Here is an 18,537-nt window from a genome sequence, read left to right on the forward strand (position 1 = left end):
GAGGTCAGCTCTGCTCGCGCCACCACCGGTACGTGGCCGCGATGCCGTCCCGCAGCGGGATGGCGGGCTTCCAGCCGAGCGAGGTCAGGCGGCTGACGTCGAGAAGCTTGCGCGGGGTCCCGTCCGGCTTGGACGTGTCCCAGGCCAGGCGGCCCTCGAAGCCCGTCACCTCGGCGACCGTCTCGGCCAGCGCCTTGATGGTCAGGTCCTCGCCGCAGCCGATGTTGACGGGCTCGTCACCGTCGTAACCGCCGAGCAGCACCGCACAGGCCGCCGCCAGGTCGTCCACGTGCAGGAACTCCCGGCGCGGGGTGCCGGAGCCCCACAGGGTGACCTCCTCGCGGCCCTCGGCGGCGGCCTCGTGGAAGCGCCGGATGAGGGCGGGCAGGACGTGCGAGGACTCCAGGTCGAAGTTGTCGCCCGGGCCGTAGAGGTTCGTCGGCATGGCCGAGATGTACGAGGCCCCGTACTGCTTGCGGTAGGACTGGACCTGGACGATACCCGCGATCTTCGCGAGGGCGTAGGCCTCGTTGGTCGGCTCCAGCGGGCCGGTCAGCAGGGCGTCCTCACGGATCGGCTGCGGAGCCAGCTTCGGGTAGATGCAGGAGGAGCCGAGGAAGAGCAGACGGCCGACCCCGGCCGCGTGCGACCCGGCGATGACGCTGAGCTGGATCTTGAGGTTGTCCTCCAGGAACTGCACCGGGTACGTGCTGTTGGCCATGATCCCGCCGACCTTGGCGGCGGCCAGCACGACGGCGTCCGGGCGGACGTCCTTCAGGTACGCCTCGGTCGCCGCGGCGTCGCGCAGGTCGAGGTCGGCGCGGCCCCGGCTGAGCACCTCGTGACCGTCGGCGGTGAGCCGCCGGGCGACCGCGGACCCCACGAGGCCGCGGTGTCCCGCGACGAAGACGCGGGCGTGCGGGGGCAGGAGCGGCAGCGAACTTGTCATACCGCCGATGATGCCAGTCCGCTCCTGCGGGGGTGGCGTCAGCCCGGATCCCGCCGGTCCGGCCGCACCGGACCCCGGCCGGGGTCCGGCAGTCGGGCGACGCGTACCCCGGCGGGAGCCGGCGCGTACCCGGCTCCCGGATGCCCGCCGGGGGAAAGCGGACCGGGGACCGCGGGGGCGACGGGCGCGCCCCGGTCGTGTGCGCGTGCGCGCGGCGCGCCCGGCGGAATCCGCCGCAAACGCGGCCGGACCCGGCGTGTACGGTACGCATCCGGTCGCCGGGCCTCGGACCGCGCCGGTGCCCCGCGGACACGGACACCGCTCACCGCCCGCTCACCACGACGAACCACCACGAACCGCGACGAACACCAGGGGGACCCTTCATGGGCAAGACCGCACTGATCACCGGCGTCACCGGGCAGGACGGCTCGTACCTCGCCGAGCTCCTGCTCTCCAAGGGCTATACGGTGCACGGGCTCGTGCGGCGGTCCTCCAGCTTCAACACGGAGCGCATCGACCACATCTACCAGGACCCGCAAGCCCCCAACCGGTCCTTCGTCCTGCACCACGCCGACCTCTCCGACGGCGTCGCCCTGGTGAACCTGCTCCGTGAGATACGCCCCGACGAGGTCTACAACCTCGGCGCGCAGTCGCACGTGCGCGTGTCCTTCGACGCGCCGCTCTACACCGGCGACGTGACCGGCCTCGGCGCGCTGCGGCTGCTGGAGGCCATCCGGGCCAGCGGCGTCGACACCCGCATCTACCAGGCCTCGTCCTCCGAGATGTTCGGGGCCACCCCGCCCCCGCAGAACGAGGGGACCCCGTTCCACCCGCGCAGCCCGTACGGCGCCGCCAAGGTCTTCGCGTACTGGACCACGGTGAACTACCGTGAGGCGTACGGCATGTTCGCCGTCAACGGGATCCTCTTCAACCACGAGTCCCCGCGCCGTGGTGAGACCTTCGTGACCCGCAAGATCACCCGCGCGGTCGCCCGTATCAAGGCCGGTCTCCAGGAGAAGCTCTACCTCGGCAACCTCGACGCGGTCCGCGACTGGGGCTACGCACCGGAGTACGTGGACGCCATGTGGCGCATGCTCCAGCAGGACGAGGCGACCGACTACGTCGTCGCGACCGGCGTGGCCGCGACCGTCCGCGAGTTCGTCGAGGCCTCCTTCACCCACGCCGGTCTCGACTGGAACGAGCACGTGCGCTACGACCCCAAGTACGAGCGCCCCAGCGAGGTCGACGCGCTCATCGGCGACGCCTCCAAGGCCCATGACCTGCTCGGCTGGAAGCCGACGGTCCTGGTCGCCGAACTGGCCAAGATCATGGTCGACGCCGACATCCGCCAGGTCGAGGACCAACTGGCGGGCGTAAGCGTTCGCGTCGACCGCTGAGGCCTTATATTGCCCCTAGGTTTGCCGTGTCTCCGTCACGCTCGCGCGGTTCTGTGCGGGCGTGACCGGGGCACACCTGCCGTATGTCCGAAGTGCGCCCTCCAGCTGAGCCCCGTTGATTCCAAGTTGGTACGCAATGGGGTCAAGTGGGGTGACCGGGCCAAGTGTGAGCCCTAGTCTGCGCGAGTACATATGGCTGTTCGGATAGTTCCAGCCATCAAACCGGGCAATTGCCCTGGGGGGCTCATGCGTAGATCCAGAGGGCTGACTGCTGCCCTCGTCCTGTCACTGGCAGGCGCCGGCACCGGTATAGGCCTGGTGCTGATGCCTCAGGCGTCCGCCATCACGCCGCCGGTGGCGTTCACCGCCGACGCGCTGCCGACCTGGCAGCCGAACGGCATCGTGTGGGCGATGGCCCAGACGAACGGCACCGTCTTCGCCGGCGGTACCTTCTCGGCCGTCCGCCCGCCCGAGGGCTCCACCAGCGGGGCCGAGCAGGAGGCCGTGAACTTCGTCGCGCTCGACGCCGCGACGGGCAGCCCCACGTCCTGCAAGCTCGCCTTCACCATCGGCGAGGGCATCGCCACCGTGCGCACGCTCGTCGTTTCGAAGGACGGCAAGACCCTGTATGCGGGCGGCTCCTTCGGCGCCGTCAACGGCACCCCGGTCTCCAGCGTCGCCGCGATCGACATCGCGACGTGCACGCCCAAGGCCGCGTTCCACCCCAGCTTCCCCGCCACCGTGCGCTCGCTCGCGCTCTCCGACGACAACACGCTGTACGCGGCCGGCGACTTCGGCACCGTCGAGGGCCAGACCCGCGAGCGCTTCGCCGCGGTCGACGCCACCTCCGGTGCGCTCAAGCCCTTCGTCGCCAACGCCGACGAGCCGGGCCGCGCGATCGAGGTCACCCCGGACGGCAAGAACGTGCTGCTGGGCGGTGACTTCTTCTCCGTCAACGGCGCCAACACTCACGCGCTGGCGGTGGTGAACTCCACCACCGGTGCGGTCACCAAGACGTACACGAACATCCCGTCGAACTCGGTCGTCAAGGACATCTCCACCGACGCGACCGGCTTCTACACGGGCAACGAGGGCTCCGGCGGCGGTGTCTTCGACGGCCGCATCGGCCTGCGGCTCAGCGACTTCGGCGAGAAGTGGCGCGACCGCTGCCTGGGCGCCACGCAGTTCGTCCTGCCGTACGACGGAGTGCTCTACAGCTCCTCGCACGCGCACGACTGCTCGACCGAGCTGGAGTTCCCCGATGGCAAGCGGCACTTCCTGCTCGCCCAGCCGACCGACCACGAAGGCGCCGCCCCCGCGCCCGTGAACGGATTCGTGCGCGGGCCGGGCAAGCTCGGCTGGCACCCCACCGCCAACGACGGTCTCGGCGAGGGCATCGGCCCGCGCGTCATGGCCGTGGCGCAGAAGAACGACGTCAAGTACATGTGGGTCGGCGGTGAGTTCACGCTCATCAACGGCAAGCCGCAGCAGGCCCTCACCCGCTTCGCCTCCACCGGCGACGTCGGCGCCCCGACCACCCCGGTCGCCAGCGCCGCCAGCGTCAAGCCCGGCGAGGCCCAGGTCCGCTGGCGCACCAGCTACGACGCGGACGACAGCAAGCTGACCTACCGGATCTACCGCAACGGCTCGGCCACCCCGATCGCCTCCGTCACCGCGAGTTCCCTGGAGTGGGAGCGGCCGCAGGCCTCCTGGACCGACACCACCGTCAAGGCCGGCCAGTCGTACACCTACCGCGTGACCGCGACCGACGGCGCGGGCAACACCAGCGCCCTGTCGGCCACCTCCTCCGTGACGGTCCCGACCGCGGTGCACGCGTACCCGAACCAGGTCCGCGCGGACGGCGCCGAGCTGTACTGGCGCTACGACGACACCGTCAGCCCCTACGTCGCCGACTCCTCGAACGGCGGCAACACCAGCGGCGTCCAGGTCAACGCCCCGGCCCTGCGCCAGACCCCCGGCGCCGTCTCCGGCGGCAGCACCGCGATGGGCTTCAACGGGACCAGCCAGCAGGTGCACAGCGACCACCGCCAGACGGTCGGCAGCGCGTACACCATCGAGACCTGGTTCAAGACCGGCACCACGCGCGGCGGCAAGCTGATCGGCTTCGGCAACAACACCACCCGCAACAGCAGCTCGTACGACAAGCACATCTACATGACCAACACCGGTCGGCTGGTCTTCGGCGTCCACAACGGCTCGACCCGGACCATCTCCACCGGTCTGTTCGACACGTACAACGACAACAAGTGGCACCACGTGGTCGCAACCCAGGGCCCCGGCGGCATGGCCCTCTACGTCGACGGCCAGAGCAAGGGCACGCTGGACGTGAAGGACTCCGGCCAGTACGCGGGCTTCTGGCACGTCGGCGGCGACAACCTCGCCGGTTGGCCGACCCGCCCCACGAGCAACTTCTTCGCCGGCCAGATCGACGAGACGGCCGTCTACCCGAAGGTGCTCACCCAGGCCCAGGTCAAGAGCCACTTCGACCTGGCCAAGGCCCCGACCGACACGGTCTCCCAGGTCACCGCGACCGAGGACACCTACATCAACCAGGGCGCCCCGAGCACCGCCTACGGCACGTCCACCTCGCTCGCGGTGCGCGGCACCTCGGCGTACGAGACGTACCTGCGCTTCAACCTCCCGGCAGCCCCGGCCGGGCAGGTCCTCAAGAGCGCCTCGCTCCAGATCAAGACCACCACGCAGACGGGCGCCGGCACCGCCGACACCGTGTCCGTGGTCCCGGTCACCGGCACCTGGAGCGGCGCGGGCACCACCTTCAACACCAAGCCCACCCTCGGCACCACCGCACTGGGCACCCTCGCGGGCGCGCCGGACGGCTCGGCGGTCCACAACGTCGCGCTGGACACCACCGCGCTCTCCGCGGTGCTGGGCAGCAGCTACAGCCTGGGCCTGACGAGCACGGGCACCGACCCGCTGTGGATCTGGTCCGCGGAGGCGACGGCAGCGGACGGCGCGCCGAAGCTGGTGCTCACCTTCGGCGCCAAGTAATGCAGACAGCAGTCTGACGGAATGCGGGGCCCGGCTGTTCGCGGCCGGGCCCCGCACCCCTCTCTCATCGAGCAACCCAGTAAGTACGGGAGCCACCTGATGTACCGACGCTCCGCAGCGGCTGCTGTCCTGCTGGCCGCCGCCCTGACACTGACCGCCTGCAGTTCGGGCGACGGCAAGGCCGACTCCGACGGGGCCGCGAAGGCGAAGCCGCCGGCCACCGCGCCCGTGCCGGACCCGGCGGACGCCCCGCCCACCACGGCGCCCGCCCCCGACGCGAAGCCGACCGGCCCCGTCCTGCCCGACGCCAAGATCACCCCGAAGACGGGCAGCTTCACGGAGCAGGAGAAGAAGTACCTGAGCGGGCGCGTGCCGGAGAAGATGGACCCGGCGGCCGTCCTGCAGACCGGCCAGGAGGCCTGCCAGCGGGTGGAGCGCACGGCGAAGCGCGACAAGGACGCGGCGACCGGAGCCGTCATCACCGGGGAGATCACGGGGGCGAAGGACGCGATCACGCACCTGTGCCCGGAGCAGAAGCCGATCCTGGCCGCGGCGGAAAAGGGCTTCGCCGAGGGCCCGCGCCAGTCGCCCGCGGCGGGCACGTACCGCGCGCTGACGCAGGCCACGACCTGCACCTGGGAGGCGAAGGGCAAGGACGGCTCGGTCCTGGCCTCGGGCCCCGAGGCCCCGCTCAACGCGGGCGACAAGATCACCGCGACGATCCCGGCGGGCACGGCGGAGTTCACCTCCACAGGCTGCTACGCCTGGGTGCCCGCGTAGGGGGCAGCGCGGCGGCCGGTGACGCTCCTCCCGCTGTACACCGACGCCCCCGAGACCGGAACTGCCGGTCCTCGGGGGCGTTTTCGCATGCCGCCTGCGGGTAACCGCGTGCCCAGAGCGTGACCACGTCCTCAATCGAAAGGCGAGTCCTATGACCGGCCTTGGTGGCTGCATCGGCCTGATCGTGGTGGGGGCGATCCTCACCTTCGCGACGGACTGGGAGATGCGAAGCGTCGACCTCGACCTGGTCGGCCTGATCATGATGGCGGTGGGCGCCATCGGCCTCGCCGTCTACACGAGCGTCCTCAAGCGCCGCCGTGCCGTGGGCGCGGTCCCGGTGGTGGAGCAGCGCCGCGACGTCCTCTGATCCCCGCGGCGCGGGAATCAGCCCCGTACGGCTCCCTCGTAGACCGGGAGCAGGGTGTCCAGGACCGCGTCCATGGAGAAGGAGTCGGCGGCCAGCTTGCGGGCCGACCGGGAGGCGGTGGCGTTGGCGGCGGGATCCAGGAGGGACAGGACGGCCGCCGAGACGCCCGCGGGGCCGGGGTCGACCGCCAGGCCGGCGCCCGCCGCCGCGATGTCCCGGGCCAGGCCGTTGGAGTGGGTCACCACCGAGGGGACGCCCACGGCGAGGGCCTCCAGGACCGACATCGGGAACGGCTCGTCCACCGACGGCAGTACGTAGACGTGCGCCCGGCGCAGTTCCGCCAGGACCTCCGCACTGGACAGGGCCCCCGGGACCGTGAAACGGGCCGCCAGGCCGAGGGAGGCGACGCGGGTGCGCACGGCCGCCAGCTCGCCCTCGTCCGGGCCCGCCACCACGAACCGCGCCTCCGGGTGCACGGCCAGCACCGCCGGAGCCGCGTCCACGAAGTCCACCGGCCGCTTACGGGCCTGCAGGCGCGCCGAGTACAGGATGCGCGGGGGCCCGGTCGGGGCAGGGCGCTCCTCCTGCGCGGGGGTGCCGTTGACGAGCCGCACCGCGTTGGCCAGCGGCGCGCCGCCGACCACCGCGTCCAGGCCCTCCCGCTCGTGCGGGGTCAGGTACAGCACCGCGTCCGCGCCGCGCAGCAGCCGGCGTACCGCCACCGCGTCCAGGACCTTGGCCAGCAGCTTCTCGCTCGGGTCCACCATCCCGTGGGTCTGCAGCATCAGCGGCTTGCCGGCCCGCAGCGCCGCCAGGGCCACCGGCAGCGTCACCAGGTCCCGGGCCAGGTGGACATGGACCACGTCCGCGTCCCGCACCAGACGCCCCGCCGAGGCCAGCAGCGCGGGCGAGGTCATCCCGCTGAAGCCCAGCGGGAGCAGGCGCCGCGCCGGGAAGAGCTTGGCGGGTACGCCCTCCACGCAGGACGGCCAGGGGTCGAAACCCTCGCCGAGCGCCAGCAGCCGCGCCTCGTGACCCCGGGCCCGCAGCCCCTTGGCCAGATTCAGCGCGACCCGCACCGGCCCGCCGAAGGCATGGGAAGGGGAGTGGAGCGTCACGGCGTGCAGGACTCTCACTTGGGCTCCTCGACCGGGCGGCGCCGCCCGTCCATCGTCTGCAGGGTCAGCTCCGGCAGGTCCTCGTGTACGACGGCGCCGGCGCCCGCGACCGCGCAGCGGCCCACGGTCACCCCGGCCAGCACGGTGGCCCGTGCCGCCACCCACGCGCCGTCCTCGATCACGATCGGCGCGTTGCGGTAACGGAAGTCAGCGGCGCGGTGGTCGTGCGAGCCGGTGCACAGCATGGCCTCCTGCGAGACGCACACGTGCGAACCGATCGTCACCGGCTCCAGGTTCAGCAGCCAGGCGCCCTCGCCGATCCAGGTGTGGTCCCCGACGTCGAGCTTCCACGGCCACAGGACGCGCACCTTGTGCCGGATCAGCACCCCCTGGCCGATCTTCGCCCCGAACGCCCGCAGCAGCGCGACCCGTAGCCGCGCCGGGCAGAACCAGGCCATGAACAAGGTGTTCATCACGGCGAACCAGAGCGCCTGCGTCAGCAGCCCGCGCCCCTTGTCGTATCCGGCCAGCGTGAAGGCAGGAAGATCACGCAACTGAAGCCCCCTAGGTCCTGTCGTCAAAGTAGCGCGGGCCAGGCGGGACTTTGACGACAGGGCCTAAGTCCTGTCCTTGGCTCCGCCCCCGACGGCGCCTCCCCGGGCGCCGACCGCTCAGACTAGACTGCGCGCGGACCAGGCACAGGGGGTGGGGGCGGCAGTGGCAACGGACATACGCAAGCCCTCCGTCCCACCCGTGGAGCCGCCGTTCGAGGACGAGACCCGCTGGGGCCGGGTCACCACCCCGCGGACCCTGCTCTCCCGCGCGCTGTCCGTCCCGCTCGCCCTCGGATTCACCGTCTTCCTGCCGCTGTTCGTCGCCGTCCAGTCCGGCGCCGGCGTCCGCGACGCGGCCTTCTGGCTCCAGCTCCTCCTCACCATGTACGCGGGCGCCCGCCTCTCCGCGATGGTGCTCACCAGCCGCCGCAAGCTGCTCCAGGGCTCCTTCTGGCTCTTCGTCTACATGGCCATGGGCGTGGCCCCGCTCGCCCAGGCCGTCCTCGGCCAGGTCCCGACGCCCGTCGTCGGCCCCCGCTCCGATCTCACCGTCGCCATCGGCCTGGTCCTGCTGGGCTGCACCGCCTTCGACGTGGGAGTCCTGCTCGCCCGACACCGGCCGGCCGGCCGCGCGGGCGGCTCCCAGAAGGAACAGCGCCCGGTCATGGCCCACAAGCGGCGCCTCCAGCTGCTCACGGTCCTCGCCTTCGGATGCAGCGCGGTCTTCGTCATGAAGCTCGGCGGCCCGGCCGTCTTCTTCTCCAGCCGCCAGGAGATCATCGCCGGGATCCAGGAGGCAGGCGTCTCCAACGGCGACGGCCAGGCCGGCCAGGCCCTGCTGCGCGGCTTCGGCACGGTGCCGGCGCTGCTCGCGCTGCTCCTCTACACGCGCTGGCTGGTCACCTCGAAGTTCGCCCGCCGCAAGGTCTCCGTCATCGTCACCTGGTCGGCGCTCGCCGCGCTGAACCTGGTGGTCAACAACCCGATCTCGAATCCGCGCTACTGGTTCCTGACCGTCATGTTCGCGCTGCTCTTCACCGTCTTCCCGGTGAGCGCCGCGATGTACCGGGTGGCCCTGTCGATGGCCGTGGTCGTGGCCCTCCTCGTCTTCCCGTTCGCGGACCGCTTCCGCTACGACGAGAAGAACTACAAGCCGGTCGAGACGACGTCCTTCCTGGAGCCGATGGCGCTCAAGGACTACGACCAGATCGGCATGTTCGCCAACACCATCACCTACTCGAACTCCGGCCCCGGCCATTTCTACGGGCGCCAACTCGCCGGGTCGGTGTTCTTCGCGGTGCCCCGCGCGGTCTGGCCCGGCAAGCCGCGCGACACGGGCGTGATGGTCGGCCAGTGGATGGGCACGGTCAACACGAACCTCTCCTCCCCGATCTGGGCGGAGCTGTGGATCGACTTCGGGCCGCTGGGCATGGGCGCGGGCCTGATGGCCATGGGGTACGCCTCCGCCCGCGTCGACCGGCGCTACGCGAAGCGCGCCACTCGGCGGGCTCCGCCGGGGAGCCTGATCTCGGTGGTGGTCCCGCTGGTCGCGGGCTACTCCTTCATCCTGCTGCGCGGGCCGCTGCTCCAGGCCTCGGGGCGCGTCGCGATCGCCGGGCTCTGCCTGGCGCTGGTGGCGACGTACCGCCAGGACCGTTCCACCACCCTGCGCTGACGCCCCGCCCGCCGCCGTGGTTTCGGCCCCGAGCCGACGGCCCCCGGCCTGCGGCCGGGGCTCCGCCGTCTCCGTGCGCCGGTGCGCCGCCGCTGCCGGGGCTCCGCCCCCGACCCCGCGCCTCAAGCGCCGGCGGGGCTGGAGTTGCCCCGGGCTCGACCCCCTCGACTCCGGGCCTCAAGTGCAGGCGGGGCTGGAGTTGTCCGGGTTCGGCCCCGGCCCCGCAACTCAAGCGCCGGCGGGGCTGGAGTCGCCTACCGCGCGGGTGTCGCCGTCAGGGTCTCGTCGTCCTGCGGCGCAGGGCTCCGCAGGCGGGCGACCCGCCACCACGCGGCCACGGCCTTGAGGGCGGAGCCGGCCGCCAGGCCCCAGGCGGCTCCCGCCACCCCCCACGCGGCGTACCCGCCCAGCAGCAGCCCCACGGACAGCAGCGAGAAGACCACTTGCAAGGACAGCGTGGCCTTCGGGGCGAGCACCCGCAGGGTGAGCAGCGCGCAGGTTCCCAGGCCCATCACGGCGTACTGGACGCCCGTCGCGGGCAGCAGTGCGGACGCCGCCTCCCAGGTGTCGCCCAGCAGTTCCCGGCCCAGCCGGTCCGGCAGCAGGTGGAGGGCGGTGGCCCAGCCCGCGCCGACCGCTGCCAGCACCAGGCCCAGCAGCGCCGTCGCCCGGACCGTGGCCCGCCTGCCGTGGAGCCGCCCCAGCACCGGCGGGGCAAAGGCGTTCGCGGAGTTGAACAGCACGTTCAGCGGGCCGAAGAGGGTGGTCGCCCCCCGCAGCGCGCCGACGGCCAGCGGCGTGGCGAAGACGCCGAGGCCCAGCACCGCGAGCTGGCTGGAGCCGTTGCCCACCGCGAACTCGACCGCGAACCGCCGCCCGAGGTGGCCCCGGAGCAGGTACGGGCGCAAGGAGACCCGCGCCCCGCGCGCGTACGGCCGCAGCAGCCACAGTCCTAGCGCCAGCGCGGGCAGCGCGGACAGGCCCCACACCAGCACCAGCCGCCCCGCCGAAGCCCCTTCGGGCTGAAGGGCGAGCGCCGTGACCGCGCACACCAGCCGCAACGCGTCAGCGGCGAGCGCCCGCTCGGGCGTGCGCAGCGCGGAGAAGCAGTACCGCAGCCCGTCCTGGAGCAGGACCAGCGGCAGTACGAGGCCCAGTGCGAGGAAGGCCCGGCCGGTGGCCCCCGGCAGCAGCAGGCCGACGAGGGCCAGCGCCGCCCCGGCCGCGGCCGACGCGGCTGCGGTGAAGGCGACGGAGGAGCGGCACACCGCCCCGAGGCCCTCGCCCTTCTCCAGTACGACGCTCTGGCCGACGTAGGCCATGTTCAGTCCGAGGAGCACGCTGAAGGTCACGTACACCATCGAGAAGTCGGCGAAGCCGGACGCCGAGGACAGCCGGGCGGCCAGTACCAGCACCAGGATGTTCGTGGCGCTGGAGGCGGCCTGGTCCAGAACCGACGCGACCGCCGCGAGGCCGCGCCGGCTCACCGCCGGCCCGTGCGGACCGTGCGCAGCGCCACCGTGTCGGTGCCGTCGCCCGGGATGTGCTGCTCCGCCTCGGCCACCTCGTACGGGATCGGCTGCGGCTCGGGAGGCTGCGGGGCGGGCGCGGCGGGCGCGGCGCTCTTCGCCTTGCCGCGGCCGCGCTTCTCGCCGGGCAGCGGCGCGTGCAGCACCGCGCCGAGCACGGTGCCGCCGGCGCCGCTGATCAGTTCGCGGATCCGGGACAGGTCGGTGCGGTGCACGGCGCGCGGGTCGCAGACGACGAGGACACCGTCGACGCGGTCGACGAGGGCGAGGGCGTCGGCGTACGAGAGCACGGGCGGCGCGAGTACGACGACGGTGGAGTTGGGGGAGTCGGCCTCGGAGATCAGCCGGGTGGCGCGCGGGGAGGTCAGGGCGCGGGCGACGTTGCGGGCCCGCTCGCCCGGAATCAGGTCGAAGGCTCCGGACTCACCGGCGTCCACGACGAGCTGGCGCCCGTCGGGCCATTCGGAGTCCCCGTGCTGCGGTCCGGAGCGTCCGCCGGCGGCCGGCCCGCCCGGTGTCTGGCTCCAGCGCGGCCGGCCGGCCGCATCGGTCGGCAGCTGGCTGGCCAGGACCGGGGTGCGCAGGTCGGCCTCGATGAGCAGGACGTCCTTGCCGGTCTCCGCGAAGGAGGCGGCGAGGTTCACCGCCACCGCGGCGGCGGTCTCGCTGCTGCCGCGCGGCGCGACGACGAGCAGTCGGCGCCGGTCGGCGAAGCGGGAGTCGTAGGCCAGGCGGAAGGCCACCGAGCGGTACTCCTCGGCGAGCCGCGGATCGGCCTCACCGGCGGCGAGCAGCGGCCCGCCGCCGGTCTTGTCCCGCGGCAGGTAGCCCAGTACGGGGGCGCGCAGGGACCGCGCCACATCGCCCTCGGAGCGCGGCGCGGGGTCGAAGACGAGCCGGACCCAGGCGGCGAGCAGGCCCAGCGCGAGCCCCACGGCCGCGCCGAGCGCGAGCGACATGGGGATGCCGGGGCCGTCGGGTGCGGAGGGAGGGGTGGCCTGGCTGGTGACCCGGCCCGGGGTCATGTCGAGGGCTTCGAGCTTGGTGATGCTGCCGTTGTAGCGGCCGACCTCGCTCTGCAGGTCGGTCTTGGTGGAGGTGGCGGCGTCGCGCGGGGCGCCGGCCGGCATCCGGGCGATCTCCTTGGACAGCTCGTCGAGCTGCTTGGCGACCGGGTCGCGCTGGGCCTTGTAGCCCTTGACCATCTGGTCGCGGGTGAGGTCGAGGGCTTCCTGCCGCTTGAGCAGGTAGGCGTCGGTCATCGCGTTGGCGCGCTTGGCGGCCTCCTTGGGGGAGGCCGCGGTGTAGGTGAAGCGGAGCACCATGGTCTGCGGCGGGTTGGTCACCTGCAGACCGCTGCGCAGGGCGGCGAAGTCGGCCGCGGACACGCCGAGTTTCTTCGCGGCCTCGTTGGCTATGGAGGAACTGAGCGCGACCTGGCGTTCCGAGCCGATGTTGATCGCCTTGTCGGGGGCGAGGCTCGGGTTGAACGGGTCGTCGGTGGGCGCGCGCAGCACGACGTCCGCGGTCGCGACATAGGTGTCGGCGGTGGAGATGCCGAGGTAGACGCCGCCCAGCAGACCGATGCCGATGCCCGCGCCGATGAGCCGCCGGTAGCGCAGGAGCTGGCGGAACTGGTCCCTGAGGAGGTCGGGCTCGTCCTCGGCCGGGGCCGCTGCCGGCCGGTTCGTCTCGATCACGGCTGACGACCCCCAAGTGCTTCGTCCATCAGTGCGTCGATGCGGGCCAGGCCCGCTTCACGGCTCAGGTGGGCCGCCACGTGGCGGGGTCCGGCCGCTCCCAGTGCATCCGCCCCCGCGGGATCCTCGGCCAGGGCCCGTACGGCCTTCAGGAGGGCCTCGGGGTCCTCCGGCGCCACGAGCACCCCCGCGCCCGAACGTTCCACCTCCTGGGCGGTGCCGCCCTGCGCCGCGACGGACGCGACGACGGGCCGGCCCGCCTGGAAGTAGGAGGTGAGCTTCGACGGCACGCTCATGTCCAGCACGGCCGCGTGCTGCGTGACCGCGAGCACGTCCGCCGCCGCGAGGATATCCGGGAACTCGCCGTCAGCGGCAGGGGGGATGATGTCCAGATTCGGTACGTCGGCCGCGAGATCGGCCAGAGCCGCGCGCTGGCTGCCGTCCCCCATGAGGACGAAACGGACGTTCGGGTCCAGCCGGGCGGCGCCGACGAGGACTTCGAGTCCCTGCTTGAGGCCCATGTTGCCGGAGTGCAGGACGACCGTCTGGCCGGGCGCCCAGCCGAGGTGGCGCCGGGTCTCGCCGCGCGGCTTGGTGGGCAGCGCGACGTGGGACCAGTTGGGGACGAGGCGGATCTTCTCCGGGTCCACGCCCATGCCGACGACCCGGTCCACGAAGGTCTCGTGGATGACGCCGACGAGGGTGGCCCGCTTGAGGGCGTACGCCTCGGCGCGGCCGGCGATCGCGGCGGCCTTGTCGCCGCCGCTGATCCCGCTCTGCGCGGCGGCGGCGCCCATGAGGTCCTGGACGACCGGGACGTACGGGACCTTCCACCGCGCCGCGAGCCGGGCGGCGAGGACCCCGCCGGCCAGGCTGGGCATCTGGGCCAGGACCGCGTCCGGCTTCGGCATCCGGGGCGGGGCCACGGCGCCGTGCAGCAGGATCGATCCTTCGAACAGGGCCCGCTTCACGGCGGTCTGGCGCGGCGGCACGGTGTGCGCACGCCGGTGTACGGTGACCCCCGCGCGCTGTTCCGTGCGCCGCAGCGCCCCCTTGTACTCCGGCTCCAGCGACCACGCCGGGTAGTGCGGCATGCCGGCGAGGACGTGTGTCTCGTGGCCGAGATCCGCCCAGTGCTCCGCGATCTGAGTGGCGTAGGGCCCGATCCCCGCATGTTCCGGAGCGTAATTGGTGGAGACCAGCAGCAGGCGCCGGTGACCGGATCTGGACACTGAGCGTCCCCTTCTCCCCTGGATGATGCGCACGTCACCCTATTCGTTCACCCGCGTGGTCGGGAACGTGCACGCTATTGTCTGCTAATCCGCCACACCGGGGGGTGTGGCTTCTGGGGGGTAACAGATGATGGAGCAGGACATGCCGGACCTTGGCGAGCCCGCGCGGCGGGATCTCCCGGGGTCGTACCGGGTCGGCTATGCGCCGGGCGCCTACGACCTGTTCCACATCGGACATCTCAACATCCTCCGCCACGCCCGCAGTCAGTGCGACTACCTGGTGGCCGGAGTGGTTTCCGACGAAATGGCCGAACTCGCCAAGGGGCGCCGTCCGATGATCCCGCTCGTCGAGCGGCTGGAGATCGTCCGCAGTGTGAAGTACGTCGACGCGGCCTTCGTCGAGACCGTCCCGGACAAGGTGGAGACCTGGAAGCAGGTCCGCTTCGACGTCATCTTCAAGGGCGACGACTGGCGGGGCACCCCCAAGGGCGACCGGCTGGAACGTGACTTCGCGGCGCACGGCGTCGACGTCGTCTACTTCCCCTACACCGTGCACACCTCCAGCACCCAGCTGCGCCGGGCACTGGACGCGCTCGCCGAACCGCTCTCGCAGCAAGGATCCCTCACCGCCGAACGGCGCTGAGCTCCCGGAACCACTTCGTGAGGAAGGCGAGCAGGAAGAGCCCGGCCACCGCACCGAAGCCCGCGTACGCCCAGCGGAACAGCTCCCCGCCGCCGAGCAGCAGGAAAACCAGGCAGAACACCCCGTAGTCCACCGGCAGCAATGCCACCGCGCGCACGGTCGAGGGAGCGGCGGCGGGACTTCCCGGCGCCGGCTTGGGCGCCAGCTTCTCGGTCAGCAGCCCGCCGAAGAAGGTGACGATCGCGGCGAACTGGAAGCCCAGCGGCACCAGCAGCCAGCCCTCCCCGCCGGTCCCGTACGCCTCGGGGAAGCGGTAGAAGGCGATCAGTACACAGGTGTGCAGCGCGGTCAGCTTGGCGCAGTCGACGACGTGGTCCAGCCATTCGCCCGCCGCGCTGCCGCCCCCGCGCAGCCGGGCCAGCTGGCCGTCCGCGGAGTCGAAGGCGAAGCCGAGGGCGAGTGCCGCCCACACCGCGATCCCCAGCCCCCACGAGGGCGCGGCCAGGGCGACCGCCGCCACGGCGGCGAAGCTGAACGCGGCGCTGACCAGCGTCACCTGGTTCGGGGTGAGCCCCAGCGCGTAGGAACCGGCGGCCAGATAGCGCCCGGTCGGCCGATTGGCGAACCGCGAATAGAGCGAGACGCCCTTCGCCGACTTCTGCGCCCCGCGCAACTCCCGCAGCGCGGTCCCGACTTTCCCCATGCGTACCCCTGACCCCCTCGATGACGCGCGTGTCCCTGCGCACGCGCGTACGACGGGCACATCATCGCAGGGCGGCCGACGGTTCCCGCTCGGGATGTACCCGTACGTCCGGAAGCAGCGGTACGGACAGATGCGCGGCGGCCACGAGCTCCGCCGCGACCGGCGGCGGAACCGTGGTCCCGGTGACGGCCGCGGGCGGAGCCGCCACCGCCGGGCGGCGGCCCCCCGCCGGGCCCCGGGCCCCGCCCCGCCCCGTGGCGGTCCGGCCGGTCCCGTTCGCCGCGCGGCGGCCGGGTGTCAGCTCACCACCCGCAGCAGCATCACCGACCTGGCCGGGACCGTCAGCGGCTCGCCGGCCCGGTGGCGGGTGTTCGGCGGGGCCGCCTGGTCCTCGCGGGAGGTGTCCAGCACGAGTTCGTACGCCGTCGCCCACGGCGCGCCGGGCAGCAGCCACTCCACCGGCCCGTCCCCGGCGTGCAGCAGCGCCAGGAAGCTGTCGTCCGTCACCTGGCGGCCCCGCTCGTCACGCCCCGGAATGTCCCGCCCCGACAGGTACATGCCGAGCGCGGCGGCCGGCGCGTACCAGTCCCGGTCCGTCATCTCCGCCCCTTCCGCCGTGAACCAGGCCAGGTCCCGCAGCCCGTCCACCGCCTGCGGCCGCCCGGAAAAGAACGCCCGCCGCCGCAGCACCGGGTGCCTGAAGCGCAGCGAGATCAGCCGCCGGGTCAGGGCGAACAGCTCCCGCCAGGCCGGATCCTCCAGCAGCGACCAGTCCACCCACCCCGTCTCGTTGTCCTGGCAGTAGGCATTGTTGTTGCCGCCCTGCGTGCGCCCGAACTCGTCGCCCGCCACCAGCATCGGCACCCCCGTCGACAGCAGCAGCGTGGTCAGCAGGTTGCGCAGCTGCCGCCGCCGCAGCCCCCCGATCGCCGTGTCGTCCGTCTCGCCCTCGGCGCCGCAGTTCCACGACCGGTTGTCGTTGGTCCCGTCCCGGTTCTCCTCCCCGTTCGCCTCGTTGTGCTTGCGCTCGTAGCTCACCAGGTCGCGCAGGGTGAAACCGTCGTGCGCGGTCACGAAGTTCACCGAGGCGTACGGGCGCCGCCCGCCCCACGCGTACAGGTCGCTCGACCCCGACAGCCGGTAGCCCAGGTCCCGCACGTCGGGCAGCGCGCCCCGCCAGAAGTCCCGTACGGCGTCCCGGTAGTGGTCGTTCCACTCCGTCCACAGCGGCGGGAACGCCCCCACCTGGTAGCCCCCCGAGCCCACGTCCCACGGCTCGGCGATCAGCTTGACCCGCCGCAGCACGGGGTCCTGGGCGATCACCGCCAGGAACGGCGAGAGCATGTCCACGTCGTGCATCGAGCGGGCCAGCGCCGCCGCCAGGTCGAAGCGGAATCCGTCCACCCCCATCTCCGTCACCCAGTACCGCAGCGAGTCGGTGATGAGGCGCAGCACGTGCGGGCGCCCCGCGTGGAGGGTGTTCCCGCAACCCGTGTAGTCCGCGTACCGGCGCTGGTCGTTCTGGAGCCGGTAGTAGCCCCGGTTGTCGATGCCGCGCAGCGACAGCGTCGGGCCCAGCTCACCCGCCTCCGCCGTGTGGTTGTAGACCACGTCGAGGATGACCTCGATGCCGGCCGCGTGCAGGGCCCGGACCATCCGCTTGAACTCCCCGACCTGCTGCCCGGCCGTACCGGAGGCGGAGTATCCGGCGTGCGGGGCGAAGTAGCCGACCGAGTTGTAGCCCCAGTAGTTGCGCAGCCCACGGCGCAGCAGGTGGTCCTCGTGCGCGAACTGGTGCACCGGCAGCAGCTCGACCGCCGTCACGCCCAGCTGCACCAGGTGCTCGATCGCCGCCGGGTGGGCGAGCCCCGCGTACGTGCCGCGCAGCTCCTCGGGAATACCCGGATGGCGCATCGTGAAGCCGCGCACGTGCAGCTCGTAGATCACCGAATCGGCCCACGGGGTCTTCGGCCGGACGTCGTCCGCCCAGTCGTCGTCATCGTGGACCACCACCCCCTTGGGGACGTACGGCGCCGAGTCCCGGTCGTCGCGCACCGTGTCGGCGATGTACTGCTGGGGCCAGTCGCGGACGTGCCCGTACACCTCCGGCGGCAACGTGAAGTCACCGTCCACGGCCCGGGCGTACGGATCCAGCAGCAGCTTCGCCGGATTGTTCCGGACGCCCGTCCAGGGATCCCAGCGGCCGTGCACGCGAAATCCGTACCGCTGCCCGGGTCGCACGCCCGGCACGAAGCCGTGCCAGATCTCGTGCGTGAGCTCGGTCAGCCGGCACCGGGTCTCCACGGCCTCGGTGCCCCCGGGCCCCGGCGCGTCGAAGAGGCAGAGCTCCACCGCCTCCGCGCCCTGCGCCCACAGGGCGAAGTTGGTGCCCGCCGTCCCGCCCGGACCGATGTGAAAACGGGCGCCCAGGGGGTGGGCGGACCCCGGCCACACCGGTGGTCCCGAGCGTCCGGACGCCCTGGACACCTGCCCCTTGACCTGCCCGTTGACCTGCCCGTTCGTCAGGCCGTTCGGCGGGCCGTCCGCTTGACCGTTCCCCCGGCCGTCCGGTCCCCCCGGCCCCTCCTGACCGTCCGTCGGGCCATCGGTCCGCGGTACGGGCGCGGCCTCGCCGCTGCTCCCCACCGCGCTCGTGGCGTCCCTGGCGTTCCTGACGGCTTCCACCGCCTCTTGTTCGGCTGCGCTCGACACTGCCCGCCTCCACGGCTCCTGGGTACCGTCGGGGGTCAGGCCCTGACCGGGCGATCTTCGCGGGCCCCCGACACCGGAGGCCGATCCGCGAAGATCGCCCGGACAGGACCTGGGGAGTGCGCCCCGGCGTCCCGGCCCGGGCCCGCCC

Annotated in this window: 15 protein-coding genes; 6 read left to right on the top strand and 9 right to left on the bottom strand. The window is 72.5% G+C overall.

Annotation, left to right across the window (positions count from 1 at the left end; translation table 11 throughout):
- Positions 1–4: 4 nt before the first annotated feature.
- Positions 5–949 carry a GDP-L-fucose synthase gene (locus ABZX75_RS15580; RefSeq protein WP_355410705.1) on the bottom strand — a complete coding sequence of 315 codons (945 nt, stop codon included), beginning with the start codon at positions 947–949 and terminating at the stop codon, positions 5–7.
- A 383-nt stretch (positions 950–1,332) separates the two neighbouring features.
- On the opposite strand from ABZX75_RS15580, the gene gmd reads away from it, so the two are divergent.
- The 4 genes from gmd (at position 1,333) to ABZX75_RS15600 (ending at position 6,523) form a co-directional block, all read left to right on the top strand.
- On the top strand, positions 1,333–2,346 hold the full coding sequence (gene gmd, locus ABZX75_RS15585) for a GDP-mannose 4,6-dehydratase (RefSeq protein WP_355410706.1): 1,014 nt from the start codon (positions 1,333–1,335) through the stop codon (positions 2,344–2,346).
- Between the two features lie 246 nt (positions 2,347–2,592).
- The gene (locus ABZX75_RS15590; protein ID WP_355410707.1) at positions 2,593–5,376 is read left to right on the top strand and encodes a DNRLRE domain-containing protein; all 2,784 of its coding nucleotides are present in this window, start codon (positions 2,593–2,595) and stop codon (positions 5,374–5,376) included.
- A 99-nt stretch (positions 5,377–5,475) separates the two neighbouring features.
- Positions 5,476–6,156, top strand: coding sequence for a hypothetical protein (locus ABZX75_RS15595; protein ID WP_355410708.1), 681 nt, complete (start codon positions 5,476–5,478; stop codon positions 6,154–6,156).
- 151 nt (positions 6,157–6,307) lie between these two features.
- Positions 6,308–6,523 carry a DUF6458 family protein gene (locus ABZX75_RS15600; RefSeq protein ID WP_355410709.1) on the top strand — a complete coding sequence of 72 codons (216 nt, stop codon included), beginning with the start codon at positions 6,308–6,310 and terminating at the stop codon, positions 6,521–6,523.
- Positions 6,524–6,540: 17 nt separating this feature from the next.
- Here ABZX75_RS15600 and ABZX75_RS15605 read toward each other — a convergent pair whose 3' ends face one another.
- On the bottom strand, positions 6,541–7,659 hold the full coding sequence (locus ABZX75_RS15605; RefSeq protein WP_355410710.1) for a glycosyltransferase: 1,119 nt from the start codon (positions 7,657–7,659) through the stop codon (positions 6,541–6,543).
- Positions 7,656–8,195, bottom strand: a complete 540-nt coding sequence (locus ABZX75_RS15610; RefSeq protein WP_355410711.1) for a WcaF family extracellular polysaccharide biosynthesis acetyltransferase — start codon at positions 8,193–8,195, stop codon at positions 7,656–7,658. The genes ABZX75_RS15605 and ABZX75_RS15610 overlap by 4 nt, the downstream gene beginning before the upstream one ends.
- Positions 8,196–8,394: 199 nt before the next feature.
- On the opposite strand from ABZX75_RS15610, the gene ABZX75_RS15615 reads away from it, so the two are divergent.
- Positions 8,395–9,870: a hypothetical protein gene (locus tag ABZX75_RS15615; protein WP_355410795.1), complete on the top strand. Its 1,476-nt coding sequence runs from the start codon at positions 8,395–8,397 to the stop codon at positions 9,868–9,870.
- Positions 9,871–10,124: 254 nt separating this feature from the next.
- On the opposite strand, the gene ABZX75_RS15620 is transcribed toward ABZX75_RS15615, so the two are convergent.
- Genes ABZX75_RS15620 through ABZX75_RS15630 form a run of 3 tightly spaced genes read right to left on the bottom strand, consistent with a single transcriptional unit; the run spans position 10,125 to position 14,301 of the window.
- Positions 10,125–11,357, bottom strand: coding sequence for a hypothetical protein (locus ABZX75_RS15620; protein ID WP_355410712.1), 1,233 nt, complete (start codon positions 11,355–11,357; stop codon positions 10,125–10,127).
- Entirely contained in the window at positions 11,354–13,099 is a 1,746-nt protein-coding gene (locus ABZX75_RS15625) for a lipopolysaccharide biosynthesis protein (protein WP_355410713.1), read from the bottom strand. The genes ABZX75_RS15620 and ABZX75_RS15625 overlap by 4 nt, the downstream gene beginning before the upstream one ends.
- On the bottom strand, positions 13,096–14,301 hold the full coding sequence (locus ABZX75_RS15630; protein WP_355410796.1) for a glycosyltransferase family 4 protein: 1,206 nt from the start codon (positions 14,299–14,301) through the stop codon (positions 13,096–13,098). The genes ABZX75_RS15625 and ABZX75_RS15630 overlap by 4 nt, the downstream gene beginning before the upstream one ends.
- A 172-nt stretch (positions 14,302–14,473) precedes the next feature.
- Here ABZX75_RS15630 and ABZX75_RS15635 point away from each other — a divergent pair, with 172 nt between their 5' ends.
- Positions 14,474–14,974: an adenylyltransferase/cytidyltransferase family protein gene (locus tag ABZX75_RS15635; RefSeq protein WP_355410714.1), complete on the top strand. Its 501-nt coding sequence runs from the start codon at positions 14,474–14,476 to the stop codon at positions 14,972–14,974.
- On the opposite strand, the gene ABZX75_RS15640 is transcribed toward ABZX75_RS15635, so the two are convergent.
- From ABZX75_RS15640 to glgX, 3 genes are all read right to left on the bottom strand, one after another.
- Entirely contained in the window at positions 14,955–15,677 is a 723-nt protein-coding gene (locus tag ABZX75_RS15640) for a CDP-alcohol phosphatidyltransferase family protein (protein WP_355410715.1), read from the bottom strand. The genes ABZX75_RS15635 and ABZX75_RS15640 overlap by 20 nt on opposite strands.
- 61 nt (positions 15,678–15,738) lie before the next feature.
- Positions 15,739–15,885, bottom strand: coding sequence for a hypothetical protein (locus ABZX75_RS15645; RefSeq protein WP_355410716.1), 147 nt, complete (start codon positions 15,883–15,885; stop codon positions 15,739–15,741).
- An 89-nt stretch (positions 15,886–15,974) separates the two neighbouring features.
- Positions 15,975–18,164 (bottom strand): glycogen debranching protein GlgX, encoded by a 2,190-nt coding sequence (gene glgX / locus ABZX75_RS15650; RefSeq protein WP_355410797.1) that lies wholly within the window; start codon positions 18,162–18,164, stop codon positions 15,975–15,977.
- Between the last annotated feature and the right edge of the window lie 373 nt (positions 18,165–18,537).

Source organism: Streptomyces sp. NPDC003038 (assembly GCF_040611115.1).
In the GTDB taxonomy this organism is placed as follows: Bacteria; Actinomycetota; Actinomycetes; order Streptomycetales; family Streptomycetaceae; genus Streptomyces.

Excerpts from the sequence above, each read along its gene's own strand:
- ABZX75_RS15580 (WP_355410705.1), bottom strand. The coding sequence starts at position 949 with ATGACAAGTTCGCTGCCGCTCCTGCCCCCGCACGCCCGCGTCTTCGTC.
- gmd (WP_355410706.1), top strand. The coding sequence starts at position 1,333 with ATGGGCAAGACCGCACTGATCACCGGCGTCACCGGGCAGGACGGCTCG.
- ABZX75_RS15590 (WP_355410707.1), top strand. The coding sequence starts at position 2,593 with ATGCGTAGATCCAGAGGGCTGACTGCTGCCCTCGTCCTGTCACTGGCA.
- ABZX75_RS15595 (WP_355410708.1), top strand. The coding sequence starts at position 5,476 with ATGTACCGACGCTCCGCAGCGGCTGCTGTCCTGCTGGCCGCCGCCCTG.
- ABZX75_RS15600 (WP_355410709.1), top strand. The coding sequence starts at position 6,308 with ATGACCGGCCTTGGTGGCTGCATCGGCCTGATCGTGGTGGGGGCGATC.
- ABZX75_RS15635 (WP_355410714.1), top strand. The coding sequence starts at position 14,474 with ATGCCGGACCTTGGCGAGCCCGCGCGGCGGGATCTCCCGGGGTCGTAC.
- ABZX75_RS15640 (WP_355410715.1), bottom strand. The coding sequence starts at position 15,677 with ATGGGGAAAGTCGGGACCGCGCTGCGGGAGTTGCGCGGGGCGCAGAAG.